The organism is Basilea psittacipulmonis DSM 24701 (assembly GCF_000743945.1).
Taxonomy (GTDB): Bacteria; Pseudomonadota; Gammaproteobacteria; order Burkholderiales; family Burkholderiaceae_B; genus Basilea; species Basilea psittacipulmonis.
In genome coordinates this window covers 974,876-990,895 of record NZ_CP009238.1, presented here as the reverse complement: position 1 = coordinate 990,895, position 16,020 = coordinate 974,876, and the positions used below count along the sequence as shown (strand labels likewise).

Genomic DNA, 16,020 nt, shown 5'->3' with positions numbered 1-16,020 from the left:
ATGAATGAGCAGTATTGGCTTTTGCCAGAACATTTAAGCGATTTGCTCCCTCAAAAGGCCAGAGCGTTTGAACAGCTACGCAGAAAGATATTAGATGTATTTTTTCTGCATGGCTTTGAATTCGTACAACCGCCTTTGCTTGAATACGAAACGTCTCTCAAGGTTTTTCAGGCACCTGATTTGGAAAAACGGACGATGAAGCTCGTCGATCAGCTGTCAGGCTTGACGATGGGGCTTCGTGCGGATATGACTTCTCAGATTATGAGAATTGACGCTCATTTATTAAATCGTGCTGAAACACGTTTGTGTTATGCAGGTCCCGTGGTCCATGCTAGACCCGCTGATGCACTCAGTGAACGTGAGTTGTTTCAAATGGGGGCCGAGATTTATGGCTGTGAGAGCATCGAAGCCGATATTCTTTTGATTAAACTTGCAAAAGAAGCCTTGCATTTATGCGGGATTCACGATGTTCGCATCCATATTTGTGATCCAGGTATCGTGCGTCAGATTCTGTCTGGACCGATACCCGACCCACGTTTTACAAAGGATGTAGAAGAAACGATTTATACCTACCTCCAAAACAAAAATCGTACAGATTTATCCGCGTTTTTGGATATCTTATCCCAAATGGCATTCGAGGAAATGTCTGCGGACGTAAAAGAATTATTTCCATTACGTAAACAGGCGTTACTAGGTTTGTTGGGCTTGTTCGGTAATCGAGAAGTGATTCAAAAAGCCCGTGAAGTCTTGCCAGCCGTCTTTTATCCCCAAGAGATTTTGGCTTCTTTGGATAAGGTATGTGATTATTTTGATGATGTTTACATCGATTTATCAGATGTGGGTAGTTATGCCTATCATTCAGGGTTGAGTTTCTCTTTATATGCCCTCGGTTGGCGAAGTGCTTTGGTACAAGGTGGGCGTTATGATGGGGCAGGTAAGGCATTTGGTCGTTATCGACACGCAACAGGCTTTAGTTTAAATCTAAAAAGCTTGATTGATGTTCACACAATGGAAAAAACAAAGGCTATTCGAGCTGACTTTACGCATGACAAAACGCTTCACGAATATATTCAACAGCTCAGAGAAGCAGGAAATATCGTGATAGAAGTTTTTCCTAATTCGACAGAAACGTATGAAAATTTTGTTTTTGTCAGTAAAATAGTCAAGAAAAATGGCACTTGGTGTTTAGAGGATTTTTAATTTTTTAAAGCGAAAAGATATGAAGCAAAATATTGTTGTAATTGGTAGCCAATGGGGCGATGAGGGTAAAGGTAAGATAGTTGACTGGTTGGCAGAATCGGCTGCCGCCGTGGTTCGCTTCCAAGGTGGACATAATGCAGGTCATACCTTATGGATTAGTGGTAAGAAAACGGTGTTGCGTTTAATTCCCTCTGGTATTATGCACCCTCATACGACTTGTTATATTGGTAACGGTGTTGTATTGTCGCCAGAAGCCTTGCTTTCAGAGATTCGTGAGTTGGAAAGTGCAGGTATTAACGTTCGCGAAAGATTAAAAATTTCTGAAGCATGTCCTTTAATTTTGCCTTACCATATCGCGATTGACCAAGCTAGAGAAGCAAAACTAGGCGATGGTAAGATCGGTACGACTGGACGTGGAATTGGCCCTGCTTATGAAGATAAGGTAGCTAGACGAGCGTTGCGTGTCCAAGATCTATATGATGAGAAAACGTTTAAAGAACGCTTAGAGGCGGTTTTGGCTCATCATAATTTCATGCTTAAACACTACTATCATGCACCTGAGGTTTCGTTTGAACAGGTTTATGATATGGCGATGGCACTTGCCAAAGAGATTGAGTCGATGGTCGCTGATGTATCGGCAGAGTTGTATCAGCTTCAAAAAGCAGGAAAACACATCTTGTTTGAGGGAGCTCAAGGCACTTTATTAGACGTGGATCATGGTACTTATCCATTTGTGACTAGTTCTAATTGTGTGGCAGGTGCAGCCAGTGCAGGAGCGGGTACAGGCCCTCAGAACTTACATTATGTACTCGGTATCACAAAAGCTTATACGACTCGCGTTGGTTCGGGGCCATTCCCAACTGAATTGTTTGATGAAACAGGCGGACAAATCGCAAAAATCGGTAATGAATTTGGTGCCGTAACAGGTCGTCCACGTCGTTGTGGTTGGTTTGATGCCGCTGCTTTAAAACGTAGCGTGATTTTAAACGGTATTTCTGGACTTTGTGTGACTAAATTAGACGTGTTGGACGGGTTTAAAGAAATCGGTATTTGCACAGGTTATCGAATCGACGGTAAAGACGTTGGCTTATTACCTTATGGTGCGGCGAAGGTAGGCCGTGCAGAGCCTGTGATTGAGATGATTCCAGGCTGGAGTGAGTCAACTGTCGGCGTAAAAGAATACGATAAATTACCCGAGAATGCACGTAAATTCTTAGAACGCATCGAAAATTTATGTGAGGTGCCGATTGCCATGATTTCAACCGGCCCAGATCGCTTGGAAACTATTGTTAAACACAACCCTTTGGATTAAGAGGTCAATATGTCCACACCCGTTTCAACAGAAAAAGATCTTTGGATAAGTTGGGAAGAATATAATCGTTTAGTCGAAAAACTAGCTTTGGCGGTTTATCACTCTTCATGGAAATTTGACAAGATTTTATGCTTGGCAAGAGGAGGGGTGAGAGTTGGCGATGTGTTATCGAGAATCTTTGATGTTCCTTTGGGTATTTTGGCCACGAGTAGTTATCGCGAGGCGGCTGGCACCCAACAAGGCAGTCTCGATATTGCCAAGTTCATCACGATTACGCAAGGTGAACTAGAGGGAAAGGTATTGCTAGTGGACGATATGGTGGATACAGGGTTAACGTTTAATCGTGTTCATGAACACCTGCTTAGACAGTATCCTGCGATTACGGAGATCCGAACCGCCGTGTTATGGTGGAAAGGTCATTCTAAGGCTACACCTGATTATTATGTGGATAAACTTCCTCATAATCCTTGGATTCATCAGCCTTTTGAAGATTATGATAGTATTCGTCCTCATCAGTTGGAAGCTTGGATTCGTAAAGGTCAAGAGGGCTGATAAACTGGTAAGTGTTGAATTTATGCAATAAATTAACAAAAACCCTATACAAATAGCGTTGTTTTTGTTATAATGCTGGTTTTTTAAACCTTTATTTAATTTTTAAGATATGCCATCAATACGTATTAAAGAGAATGAACCGTTTGAAGTAGCATTACGTCGCTTTAAACGTACGATTGAAAAAACTGGATTACTAACAGAACTTCGTGCTCGCGAGTTTTACGAGAAGCCTACGACTGAACGCAAGCGTAAACACGCTGCTGCGGTAAAACGTCACTACAAACGTATTCGTAGCCAACAATTGCCTACACGTTTATACTAATAGGTGATACCTGAGTATTTTATTCAAGACCTACTTAACCACGTCGATATTACAGACGTGGTAGGTAGGTATGTTTCATTAAAGAAAGCTGGTGCTAACCTAACTGGCCTTTGTCCTTTTCACGACGAAAAATCTCCCTCTTTTACCGTTTCTCCTACTAAACAGTTTTACCATTGTTTTGGTTGTGGGGCCCATGGAAATGCCATTGGTTTTTTAATGGCGTATTCGGGACTGAATTATCCTGAAGCGATTAGACAATTAGCTTCTAGCGTTGGGATGACCGTTCCTGAAGAGAAAATGAGTCCTGCACGTAAAGCACAAATCGCTCAGAAAAAACAAGAAGAACTTAGTTTAAGCGGGGTGCTGGAAAAAGCAAGAAAGCATTATCTACAGTTTCTCAAACAATCGTCTCCCGTTATCGACTATCTAAAAGGGCGGGGAATGAGTGGCGAAACAGCCAAAGTCTTTGGGATTGGCTATTCGGGAAATGCTTATGACGATTTGACGAAACTGGTCGAACCGGCCCAACGTCATTTACTCGTTGAATCAGGACTAATTAAGGAAAATGAACAAGGAAAAGCTCACAATTACTTTCGTGAACGTGTGATGTTCCCGATACGTAATGATAAGGGGCTTTTAATTGGGTTTGGCGGTCGTGTGATAAACCAAGGTCAGCCCAAATACCTTAATTCTCCAGAAACACCAATTTTTGAGAAGAAAAAAGAACTGTACGGTTTGTTTGAAAATCGACAAGGTATTCACAAAGCCAAACAAGTGATTGTTGTAGAGGGCTACATGGATGTGGTGGGCCTTTATGAACATGGTATTGACTTTGCGGTGGCCACACTTGGAACCGCTACTTCAGAATTTCACATCCAGAAACTGATGCGTTACGCCCATCGTATTATCTTTTGCTTTGATGGAGATAATGCGGGACAAAAAGCAGCATGGAAAGCCCTGCAAGTGTGTTTACCGCTGTTACGCGAAGATGTTGTGTTTCGTTTTTTATTCTTGCCTGTTGAACATGACCCAGATAGTTTTGTTCGTGAAAAGGGTAAAGACGCGTTTTTTCAGGCTTTGGACCAGTCTATTTCTTTATCGGTATTTTTTCAAAAATATTTCCAAGAACAGTTTGATTTAAATGAAGCAGAGGGGCGTTTGTCCTGTTTAAATCATGCCAGACCTTTATTAGCCAGTATTCGTAATGAACTAATCTTACAACAGTTTATTCGAGAATTTGCTCCCAAACTGGCCATGCTGGAACAAGAACTACAAAAGAATATTCAGGATTATCAGCAAGCTCAGGAAGAAAAAGCTTCATTTTTCCAAAGTCATCACCAGTTAAGTCCTGCCAAATCCGCTTATACGCAAGAACGACAGGCGACTCGATCGCTTGCGACGGAACGCGATCGGTTCACACCAGCCCAACCCGCTCGCCACATTATGGCACCTCCGACATCATCTGCTCAGAAAATTTTACGTTATCTGATCAATGATCCCTCTTTGGGACTGAACTTATCTGAGGATGATTTGTTTATTTTAGATAATCAAGTAGGGATGGAGTTCGTTAGCCAACTCGTTGCCTACATCCAAACGAATCATATTAAAACCACCGCTGAACTGTATCAATTATCCCAACGACAGGATTTGCCAGAACCTTTTGCTCAAATGTTAGGCCAGATGCTGAGCATTAATGAGGATCCAAAACTGATGGCTTCTGAATTTGATTATCAGCAGTGGCGACAAGAAGCAGAGCAGTACTTAAAAGGCTGTTTATATCTTTTGGAGCGTGAACAACTGCATAACGAAGTAAATAAGTTATACCTCATTGAGGATCCAGATAACGATACTATCGAAAGAATTAAATACATCAAGGCACGTATTAATCGTATTAATGAAATAAACAGCAAGTTATCTTCATCATAAATCTTTAGTATTTTGTTCTTAGATAGTGTATAATCACAAGATTATCATGATAAATTTTACTTCTATTGCCCTTGAGATAAATAGGGGGCATAGGAGTTTTTTGGCATAGTGGATATTTCGATGGTAGCTAAGAAAACCCAGGTAAAAAAACCTAAAACAACCTCAAGCGAGAAAACTCTCAAAAAAACCTCTACTAAAGAGGTGAGTGAAGCGAAAGTAGCAACTAAAAAAGCCACCGCTTCGACTAAAACAGAAAAGAAAGTCACCACCAAAAAACCAGTGACCGCGAAAAAGAAAACGACAGAAAAAGTCAGTGCGAAGAAAGCAACGACTTCGTCTCAAGACACTGAAAAGGTGAAGAAACCCGCTAAGACCTCTGCAACGAAAGAATCTAAGAAAACGGTTGCCAAGAAAGCGAAAACAGAGACGAAAAAGAAAGTAAAAGAATCCAAGTTCGAGGATAGTGATGATCTAAAAGATGATGACTTTTTAGACGACGACCTCGATCTAAAAGACGACGATTTGGACGATAAAGACGATGATTATGGTGATGATGACGATGATGACAGCGAAATCGAAGTCATCAAACCTAAGCGTGGAAAACGTTCTAAAGACAATAAAGATATTATTGTTGAGAAGTCTAGAGGTGCCTTATCTGTTGAGGAATTAGAAGCACGTAAAACCAGTCTCAAGATGTTAATTCAGTTGGGTAAGAGTCGTGGTTACCTCACTTATTCTGAAATTAACGATTATTTACCAGATGATTTGGTTGATACTGATGCGATTGACGGCATGGTCAGTACCTTTACGGATATGGGTATCCGAATTTACGATCAAGCCCCTGATGAAGATGATTTGATCCTGTTAGAACAAACCTCTATCAGTCAAGACGATGATGTGGAAGATGAAGCAGAAGCTGCGTTGACCACGGTAGATTCAGACTTTGGTCGTACTACTGATCCTGTACGTATGTATATGCGTGAGATGGGTAATGTACCGTTATTAAGTCGTGCCCAAGAAATCGACATCGCCAAACGTATTGAAGACGGTTTGAAACACACGGTAACGGCCATTGCTACTTGTCCAAGTATCGTTGAACAAATCTTATTAGAGATCGAAAAGATTAAAGATACCTCTGTTTCAGTCGAAGAGATTATTGATGGATTAATTTCTGACGATGGACAGGAAATTGCTGGTTCAGGGGTCGTTGATAAAGAGGAAGAAGATTCTAATATCCCAACAGGCGGTATGACGAGCTCTCAGATTGATACTTTGAGAGAAGAGACGTTAACGAAGTTTGCTGCAGTAGGTAAGAATCTTGCCGATATGAAAAAACTTTATCATGATGGCAAATACGGCACACCTGCGTATCAGAAAGTCCAAGATAAAATCGCTCAAGATTTAATGGGCGTTCGCTTTACCGCTAAGATGGTAGAACGTTTAGCGACGATTCTACGCAATCAGGTTGAAGAAGTGCGTAAACATGAACGTGCGATTTTACACCTATGTGTGGATCGTGTTGGCATGCCTCGTGCGACGTTTATCGCCACGTTCGTTGACCATGAAACGGATATGAACTGGGTGAAAAACCAATTGGCGAAAAAACCTCCTTACGCGGATGTTTTGGAACGTACCACGCCAGATATCCAAGAATTACAACAGAAACTTATCGATTTGGAAAAAGAAGTTTACCTACCGATTAAAGATCTAAAAGACGTTAATAAACGCATGGTTACTGGCGAAACGAAAGCGAAAAACGCGAAAAAAGAGATGATTGAGGCCAACTTACGTCTTGTCATTTCTATTGCCAAAAAGTATACTAACCGTGGTTTATCGTTCTTGGATTTGATTCAAGAGGGTAATATCGGTTTGATGAAAGCGGTTGATAAGTTTGAATACCGTCGTGGTTACAAGTTCTCAACCTACGCTACTTGGTGGATACGTCAAGCGATTACGCGTGCGATTGCGGATTATGCTCGTACTATTCGTATTCCTGTTCATATGATCGAAACGATCAATAAAATCACGCGTATCAGACGACAGATTTTGCAGGAAACAGGTTCAGAGCCCGATCCATCTGTTATTGCACAGAAGACAGGGTTAAGTGAAGATAAGGTTCGTAAGATCCTAAAAATCGCCAAAGACCCTGTATCGATGGAAACACCTGTTGGGGATGACGATGATTCGCATTTAGGCGATTTCTTGGAAGACACGAATACCATGTCTCCTGTAGAATCGGCTCAGTATGAATCGATGCGTGAAGCGATTAAAGAAGTGTTAGATTCTTTAACGCCAAGAGAAGCGAAAGTCCTACGTATGCGTTTTGGTATTGGTATCAGCTCGCCACAGACTTTGGAACAAGTCGGTAAACAGTTTGATGTGACTCGTGAACGTATTCGTCAAATCGAAGCGAAAGCACTTCGTAAGCTTAGACATCCTAGTCGAGCTGACAAATTAAAAGGTTTCTTGTAAAATAGAGACTTTGTACAAATTGGGCCTTTAGCTCAGTTGGTTAGAGCAGCGGACTCATAATCCGTTGGTCGCGGGTTCAAGTCCCGCAGGGCCTACCAATTCACTTATATACTCGCACTTGATAATAGGGTGCGAGTATTTTTTTGTCTTCATCTTGGTAGAAACCCTAGTTTATTTTTGTTTTCATGTATTTATAAAAAAAATAATATAAAGTAATGAGAAAAGGGAGGTTGTATCATGAAACGAGAGTACGAAGATCTGGTCAAACGCTTATTAAACAAACCAGATAGTGAAAAAACCAGAGAGGAATTGCTGGAAGACATTAATATTTTAAAAGCACAGATTTACAGTCAACTAAAACAAAGTGGGCATCTGATTGAGATGGATACTGCTGAGTGCGTCAAACACATCACCTCATTATTAGGTATTTATTCTTTGGATTATTTGCTAGGACTGTACGGTATTTCCAAAAGCACTTATTACAATTATAAAAACAAAGGGAAAAAATTAGTCTTTGGTGATGTTCTGTTGGAATCGGAAATCCAAAAAAGTTTAAATGAACGTACTATTCATAGCACACGCGTTTTAACGTATGTTTTACGTCAAAAGGGATATTGGGTTCACAAAAAAGATGTTCAAGCCTGTTGGGACGATATGAAACGTAGAGACCTGATTCCCATGTCCTCAATGACTCGTACGGATGAAAAGTGAATAGATGGTGCTGATGAGTGATAAATACGAGATGAGCAGTGAACACGTTCCTTTAGTACCAGAGGTGAATACTGGGTGGCGTATATTGATAGTATCCCTATAAATCGATCTATCTAATTTAACATAATATACATTATACGAATAATATAAATATTAAAATGGGTGATTATTAGAAATCCCAAGCTACCCTATACCCTATACCCTAAGCTTTCTTTTACTTTTGATATACGTTTTTAATGCATTTAAATTTTATGCTTTAAGCCTTATTAACGTCTTCTAATATTTCTCAAGCTTCTAATATTCCATATTTTGATTTTTACATTATGCTTTGATTATTTTATTGATATACATTTTTAAGGCATTTAAATTTTATGCTTTAAGCCTTATTAATGTCTTCTAATATTTTTCAAACTTAACGTCTTCTAATATTTCTTAAACTTCTAATATTCCATATTTACATTTTTACATTATGCTTTGATTATTTTATTGATACCTTTATAATGTGCGTTAGATTGATCAATGAGGCTTTTTATGTCTAAACGTATCTTATTAACGGGTGGTTTGGGATTTATTGGTTCACATACCGCTACTTGTCTATTAGATAAAGGTTATCATGTTGTTTTATTGGATAATTTAAGTAATGCCAGTCCAAAAGTTTTAAAACATTTACAGGCTTTGTATCCCGAAAAACAAAACGATTTAACGTTTATTCAAGGTGATGTGCGTGATCAAAAGGTATTAGATCAGCTATTTGAGACCTATCAGATTGATGCCGTGATTCATTTTGCGGGATTGAAAGCGGTTGGCGAAAGCGTTGAAAAGCCTATTCTTTACTATGACAATAATGTCACAGGGATATTGGTGCTGTTGGAAGCGATGAAAAAAGCACAGGTTAACGAAATCGTTTTTAGCTCGTCAGCAACGGTGTATGGATTCAGCGAAGTGATGCCTTTGCATGAAAACTTACCGACTGGCAATACAACGAATCCATATGGCACAAGCAAATATATGGTTGAGCGGATTTTAGAAGACACACAAAAAGCTTACCCTCATCTTAAAGTTTCTGTTTTGAGATATTTTAATCCTATCGGTGCACATCCGAGTGGTATGTTGGGAGAAGATCCAAAAGGTATCCCGAATAATTTACTGCCTTATATATCCAGAGTTTATGCTGGACGACTCCCCTATTTAAATGTATTTGGTAATGATTATCCTACGATTGATGGAACGGGAGTTCGAGACTATATTCACGTGATGGATTTGGCTTCTGGTCATTTGGCAGCTTTGGAACACAATCCTCAAGCAGGTTTTTATGTTTATAACTTGGGTACCGGTCAAGGATTTTCTGTCTTGCAGATTATTCAAGCTTTTGAATCCGTAAGCCAAAAACCACTTCCTTACAAAATCCAGCCTCGTCGTGCGGGCGATATTGCCACTTGTTATGCGGACGCAAGCAAAGCGTATCGCGAATTAAACTGGCAATGCCGTTATACTTTGGCAGATATGATGAAGCACACCTTACAATGGCAACATCAATACCCTGCTGGTTATGATGAGAAAGAATAAATAAATGAAACACCTAAGGTATTTTTTATCTTAGGTGTTTTTTTATGCCTAGCCCGATATTTCCAAACTTTTAAGCCTAATAGCCACCATGCACAAGCCAGCTTGGGTGTTCCTGTATAAGCTGATTGTATCCCCATGACCATAGACAGTCACCATGCACAAGCTAGCTTAGGTGTTCGTGCACAAACCAGCTTTGGCGATGAACTTGCGAACAAAACGCTCAATTAAGACGGATACAAACCTCTTAGATCCCTTGCTCCTAAAATACGTTTGCACGCTACGATATAAGTCGCTGTACGTAAACTGACTTGATGTTCAGCGGCCACTTCTGAAATCGAACGATAGGCATTTTTCATAATATGCTCAAGGCGTTCATTAATCTCCTGTTCTGTCCAGAAGAAGCTTGAGAAATCTTGTACCCACTCAAAGTACGAAACCGTAACACCACCTGCATTCGCAATCACATCAGGGACGAGATAAACACCCTTTTCTTTCAAAATATCATCGGCTTCTGGTGTGGTTGGACCATTTGCCCCTTCAACGATGATTTTGGCACGAATATGCGGTGCATTATCACGTGTAATTTGCTGCTCCAATGCAGCAGGAACTAAGATATCCAGATCTAAACGCCAAAACTGATCAACATCAATAGGCTCAGACTCTGGGAATCCTTTCACTCCTTTATGTTCTTTCACATAATCGAGTAAAGCATGAATATTTAAGCCATTTTGGTGATAAACCACGCCTGTATGATCCGCAATGGCCAGTACTTTTGCACCCGCTTCATAAAAAAGTTTTGCCGCAATACTGCCTACATTACCAAAGCCTTGTACGGCCACTTTGGCACCTGGAATCGATAAGTTTTTATCTTTAGCTGCTTCTGACGCGACGACAAAAACACCCCGTCCAGTCGCTTCAACACGCCCTAAACTCCCGCCTAGAACAATGGGTTTACCTGTTACCACGCCTGTTGCGGTACTGCCTGTGTTTTGGGAATACGTATCCATCATCCAAGCCATGATTTGGGCGTTTGTGTTCACATCAGGAGCAGGAATATCTTTCTGAGGACCAATAATCATGCCAATTTCACTCGTATAACGACGTGTGACATGTTCGATTTCTTTTTGGGAATACTTGCTCACATCAATACGAATCCCCCCTTTTGCACCACCGTAAGGCAAGCCAACCGCCGCATTTTTAATCGACATCCAGCCTGCCAACGCCATGACTTCGGAAAGGCAAACGTCTTGGTGATAACGCACCCCACCTTTACCAGGACCTAACGATAAATTATGCTGTACTCGATACCCCTCAAAGTGAGCAATCGTGCCATTATCCAACTCAACAGGAATATCAACGATCAAGGCTCTTTTGGGGCGTTTCAGTGTTTCGACCCATTTACTTAAATGACCTAGGTAAGGGGCAACACGATCAACTTGTTTCAGGAAAATACCCCAAGGACCTGGGTTATCTGCTTGAATCCATGAAGGTAAATCATGTTTTGAACTCATATTTCTATCCTTATTTTCAAATGAAACATTTTTCATCATAACATACAAAAATCAATGAATTATTACTTTACATCGAAAATATTTATCATCTTTTGATTGTTTCGTGCTTTGGCTTGATCAAAGGCCGAGACACCTTTTGAATTTTTCAAATAAGGGTCTGCACCTGCCACAAAAAGCTGTAATGCACACTCATCACAATCTTTTTCAACCGCCAGTAATAAAGCCGTGCTTCCATCAGGCGTAGGAGCATCTACCCAAGGATGCTGTTCTAGTAAATACGCCAACACCTTGGGATGTTTTTTGATTACCGCATAATGTACAGCATTCCAGCCCCAATTATCGATCATGGCCCCTTTTTTAATCAGCTGTTGGGTACGTTTTAAATCACCGATGATGGAGACATACATCAAAGCCGTTTCGCCAAATTGGTTAACGGTATTGATATTCAGATCACGGGCATTCAATATCTGTTCATAACTATTCCAAGCCGATGCGATAATTGCTTCCTGCAACGGTGTTTGACCATCTGGCAACACAGTATTCACAATCTTTGGATACTGTTGAATCATGCGTGCCACATCTTGATAACGATTGTTTCGGATCGCCACTCGAAAAGCTTGTTTGGTGCTGTCTTGAATCGTCGCGGACGGTGTCATCACATCGTTTGTTTTTGACTGTTTATCAAAGGCGTTTTCAGCGGATGGTGTCATCGCATCGTTTGTTTTTGACTGTTTATCAAAAGCGTTTTCAGCGGTTTGAGACGATAATGATTCGTCATCCGTCTGTTTCAAACCCTCTTCTTCACTTATCCCCGTCGTATCAGTAAACACCGCATCACTAGTTTTCAAACCCTCTTCTTCACTTATCCCCGTCGCATCAATAAACGCTGCATCACTGGTTTTATCTATTTTTGGCTCATCAAAATCAGAGGTCACGCTTTGTCCGTATGCCGTCCCCCAGTTACTGCCTACATAGTCAGGATCTTTGGCCCAAGCGTGATGGACAGTTAATAAACCAACGCAAACAAGTATGACGATTTTTTTCATATCGGGATCACTTTTGAAAATAATTGAAAAAAATTGGCGGTGGTTTGTCTCGCCACTTCTTGAACGCTCAATCCCTTTAATTCAGCGATTTTCTCTGCCACATAAATGACTTTCGAGGGATCGTTCGTTTTGCCACGATAAGGCACTGGTGATAAAAAAGGCGAATCCGTTTCAATCAACATACGGTCCAAAGGCACGTATTTCACGACTTCTTGTAATGCGGTGGCACTTTTAAATGTAATAATGCCCGAAAAAGAAATATAGAAGCCCATATCCAAGCCTTTTTTCGCCATTTCCTCGTCTTCTGTAAAACAGTGCAATACCCCGCTTTCGGCTTGTTCTGCTTGCAATACATCGATGGTCGCCTCACGTGCTGAACGAGTATGCACAATCAAAGGTAACTGCGTTTGCTTAGAAGCCTGAATATGTGTGGCAAAGCGTTTTGTTTGGTAATCATAGCTATCCTGTGGCCAATAATAATCCAAGCCACACTCGCCAATACCTACGACCTTGGGATGTTGGGCAAGGCTGACAAGCTGTTCAACCGTTGGTTCACAGGCTTTGGCCTCTTCAGGATGAACGCCTACTGAACAATACAACTGTTCATGTGCTTGAGCAATCGCCAATACTTCTTCAAATTCTGCCAAATCAACATTAATGCAAAGTGCCATCTTTACTTGGTTAGCTTGCATTTTTTGTAAAATATCAGGCAAATTTTCTTTCAGTTCAGGAAAATTTAAGTGACAATGTGAATCGATATACATAATTTATTTTTGACTATAAAAAGATTGTCGGCGCTGCTCGAACAAAACCAATGCACTGGCAACGCCTACATTTAAAGACTCTACGCATGAGTCTTGGGGAATAAAAATACTGTCATCAACCAAGTCTAATAATGTTTTTTCTATCCCACTACCCTCGTTTCCCATCAACCAAGCACATGATGGTGGAATGTTAAACGTATATAGATTTTTAGCGGTTTTAGACAAGGTGGTCGCAAAAATTGGAATTTTTTTGTGTTGAATCACTTGAGATAAGTTTTGTTGAGTTAAGATTTTTAGCACAAAATGAGCCCCTTGTGCACTTCTTAATACTTTGTCTGACCAAGGATTAGCACAGCCTGAGGACAGATACACCAAGCGAACGCCTGCCGCAGCGGCATTTCTGAGTATCGTCCCTAAATTACCAGGATCTTGTATGCGGTCCAGTAATAAAGCATTTTCTTCTAAGACCTCTTGGGTGTTTTCGATGGGGATATCGACCCAGTACATCACCCCTTGTGGACTCGGAACAGAGGATAATTGGTTAAATAATCGATCGGCTAATATAAAGGTTTGTCCATCTTGGTGACCGTAACGAGCATATTTACCGACGGCATGTTCCGAAATCAGCGTGGCTTTTGGCTTTCCATAAGTCGATAACCATGATTGACAAAGATGTTCCCCCTCTAGCAATACCTGTTCTTTAGGAAGCTTTTTCCATCGTTTAAATAAATGATTTTCTTTTGAGGTAATAAAATTCATAAGGTCTCCAACAGGTATCGTGATCGTTCTTGGATTAATGTATCATAAAAAGAGGTCTGAATTAGTAAAAAACCGATGCTGGGATACATCGGTTTTCTATACAGCTTTAAACTTCGTCTCGTTCAATAGGCTTGCCGTCAAAATCCGTCCAAACCTTATGTTTGAAATCGTAAAGTTTACATGCACGAGCCGTACGCATATACCAATCCCAACTAAATGGTTGAATCACGATACGTTCTGGGAGTATCTCTTCTAATGTGGATTGGGCCTTTTTTAACTCATATAAAGGAATACTCATATCCACGTGATGAGCAGTATGTTCCATAATATGATGCAACAACGCTCCAAAATTCATTTTAAAGGTATGGTGCACGGTCGTTGAAACAAACGGTGCTGCTTCGGCCCACTCTTTCTTATCATCATGCCAAACAACTTTCGTATGAGTATGATGAACATATACTACCAATCCAATCATACTGAACCAAAAGAATAATGGTACGGCCCAGCCAAGCAATAATAACAACACAATCGACTGTTGCGTTATCATCGCCAAGCCAATCATCACGCCTGCCCAAGCGATACCAAAAACACTGCACAATAAGCCATCCCAGAAAAAGCTTTTACGCTGTGTACCCATATAGGCCTTAGAGGGGAACATCATACGTTTCCACCAGATTTCAATCATGTAATACAAACCTGGGGCCCAGCCACTACGATACACGCGTTCTAGCCACTGGCGTAGAGGACTCATCGCATCGTATTCCTCTTTGCTTGAGGGAGCCCATACAAAGTCCACACCTTTTAAATTCGTATAACCATGATGGACCACATTATGCCCTACATCCCACAAACTATAGGGCGAGACAGAGGGTAAAAAAGCAATGCGACCTAAAATTTTGTTTAATTTACGATTGTCCGTCAAACTCTGATGACACGCATCATGTCCAATAATAAATAAACGACCAATGACAAACCCGCAAAGCAAGGAACAAAATAGTTTCCAAAGCCAAAAATCAAATAAAACCACCCCTGCTAACGTGGCGAAAAACAGTACGATATCAATACTCATCAAGATAATCGCTCTTACTGTGTTTTTCTCATTAGCAAAGCCAGCGATCCAACCACGGATGACTTTACGTGGTGGTAAAGTCTCATTAGGTGGAATAGGTGTAATGTGTGTATCAGAAGACATAAACGTCCTATATTCGTAATGTAAAACCAGCATTATAACCAATTTTATAAAAGCTGACAAAAAACTGACAGATTATTTTTTTATAGATTGTTTAACGGGTGCAAAACTAAAACGATGAATCGGACTTGGCCCGTATTTTTTTAAGTTCTCTAAATGCAAGGCAGTACCATAGCCTTTATGTTGGTCAAAGCCGTATTCAGGATATTGTTGATGTGCTTGCATAATATGTTCATCACGAGCGGTTTTCGCTAGGATCGAAGCGGCCATAATGCAAGGATGTTTTTGGTCCCCTTTAATCACGGCTTCACAAGGAACAGGCATGTTTTCAGGGATTTTATTGCCATCGATCAATGCACGTTGAGCAGGTATGGGAAGTTGCAAAAAAGCTTCTCTCATCGCTTGTAACGTAGCTTGCAAAATATTGATCTCATCGATGACTTGAGGCGACACATGAGCAATTGCATAGGCCAGTGCTTTTTCTTTGATCCTTTGTGCCAATGCCTCTCGTTTAGCGGCACTTAATTTTTTTGAATCATTTAACCCCGTGATTTCGCACTGAGGGTCCAGTATCACGGCCGCCGCAAATACATCGCCAGCCAAAGGACCTCTGCCCGCTTCATCAATCCCAGCGATATAAATAGATGGTTGCAAAGATTCCTCAAAATTAAGTTCGCTTTGATACATGAT

At 40.7% G+C, this 16,020-nt stretch carries 14 protein-coding genes and 1 tRNA gene; 9 read left to right on the top strand and 6 right to left on the bottom strand.

The features are described 5' to 3' along the window. The 9 genes from IX83_RS04290 to galE all read left to right on the top strand — a co-directional run bounded on the left by IX83_RS04290 (position 1) and on the right by galE (position 10,061). Positions 1 to 1,200, top strand: coding sequence for an ATP phosphoribosyltransferase regulatory subunit (locus tag IX83_RS04290; RefSeq protein WP_038499618.1), 1,200 nt, complete (start codon positions 1 to 3; stop codon positions 1,198 to 1,200). 19 nt (positions 1,201 to 1,219) lie between these two features. Further along, positions 1,220 to 2,512, top strand: a complete 1,293-nt coding sequence (locus IX83_RS04285) for an adenylosuccinate synthase (protein WP_038499615.1) — start codon at positions 1,220 to 1,222, stop codon at positions 2,510 to 2,512. A gap of 9 nt (positions 2,513 to 2,521) precedes the next feature. Then, positions 2,522 to 3,064 (top strand): phosphoribosyltransferase, encoded by a 543-nt coding sequence (locus IX83_RS04280; RefSeq protein WP_038499612.1) that lies wholly within the window; start codon positions 2,522 to 2,524, stop codon positions 3,062 to 3,064. A gap of 109 nt (positions 3,065 to 3,173) precedes the next feature. Beyond that, a complete protein-coding gene (rpsU, locus tag IX83_RS04275) occupies positions 3,174 to 3,386 on the top strand; it encodes a 30S ribosomal protein S21 (RefSeq protein WP_038499609.1) in 213 nt (70 codons plus the stop codon). A 3-nt stretch (positions 3,387 to 3,389) separates the two neighbouring features. After that, positions 3,390 to 5,312: a DNA primase gene (gene dnaG, locus IX83_RS08570; protein ID WP_077315890.1), complete on the top strand. Its 1,923-nt coding sequence runs from the start codon at positions 3,390 to 3,392 to the stop codon at positions 5,310 to 5,312. A 120-nt stretch (positions 5,313 to 5,432) separates the two neighbouring features. Beyond that, complete coding sequence (gene rpoD, locus IX83_RS04265) at positions 5,433 to 7,784, top strand: RNA polymerase sigma factor RpoD (RefSeq protein ID WP_077315891.1); 2,352 nt, start codon at positions 5,433 to 5,435, stop codon at positions 7,782 to 7,784. Positions 7,785 to 7,805: 21 nt separating this feature from the next. Beyond that, a tRNA-Ile gene (locus IX83_RS04260) sits at positions 7,806 to 7,882 on the top strand. 139 nt (positions 7,883 to 8,021) lie between these two features. Then, complete coding sequence (locus tag IX83_RS04255) at positions 8,022 to 8,495, top strand: hypothetical protein (protein ID WP_038499606.1); 474 nt, start codon at positions 8,022 to 8,024, stop codon at positions 8,493 to 8,495. A 531-nt stretch (positions 8,496 to 9,026) separates the two neighbouring features. Next, positions 9,027 to 10,061 (top strand): UDP-glucose 4-epimerase GalE, encoded by a 1,035-nt coding sequence (galE, locus tag IX83_RS04250; RefSeq protein ID WP_038499603.1) that lies wholly within the window; start codon positions 9,027 to 9,029, stop codon positions 10,059 to 10,061. Between the two features lie 224 nt (positions 10,062 to 10,285). Here the strand turns inward: galE and IX83_RS04245 are convergent, their stop codons facing one another. The 6 genes from IX83_RS04245 to rnhB form a co-directional block, all read right to left on the bottom strand. Further along, on the bottom strand, positions 10,286 to 11,572 hold the full coding sequence (locus tag IX83_RS04245) for a Glu/Leu/Phe/Val family dehydrogenase (protein ID WP_038499600.1): 1,287 nt from the start codon (positions 11,570 to 11,572) through the stop codon (positions 10,286 to 10,288). A 62-nt stretch (positions 11,573 to 11,634) separates the two neighbouring features. Then, entirely contained in the window at positions 11,635 to 12,618 is a 984-nt protein-coding gene (locus tag IX83_RS04240; RefSeq protein ID WP_038499597.1) for an ankyrin repeat domain-containing protein, read from the bottom strand. Next, a complete protein-coding gene (locus IX83_RS04235; protein ID WP_038499594.1) occupies positions 12,615 to 13,382 on the bottom strand; it encodes a TatD family hydrolase in 768 nt (255 codons plus the stop codon). Before IX83_RS04235 ends, IX83_RS04240 begins: the two co-directional genes overlap by 4 nt. A 3-nt stretch (positions 13,383 to 13,385) precedes the next feature. Then, entirely contained in the window at positions 13,386 to 14,141 is a 756-nt protein-coding gene (locus IX83_RS04230) for a TrmH family RNA methyltransferase (RefSeq protein ID WP_038499591.1), read from the bottom strand. A gap of 106 nt (positions 14,142 to 14,247) precedes the next feature. After that, positions 14,248 to 15,333 carry a fatty acid desaturase gene (locus IX83_RS04225; protein WP_038499588.1) on the bottom strand — a complete coding sequence of 362 codons (1,086 nt, stop codon included), beginning with the start codon at positions 15,331 to 15,333 and terminating at the stop codon, positions 14,248 to 14,250. 72 nt (positions 15,334 to 15,405) lie between these two features. Further along, positions 15,406 to 16,017: a ribonuclease HII gene (gene rnhB / locus IX83_RS04220; RefSeq protein ID WP_051919261.1), complete on the bottom strand. Its 612-nt coding sequence runs from the start codon at positions 16,015 to 16,017 to the stop codon at positions 15,406 to 15,408. Positions 16,018 to 16,020: the final 3 nt, after the last annotated feature.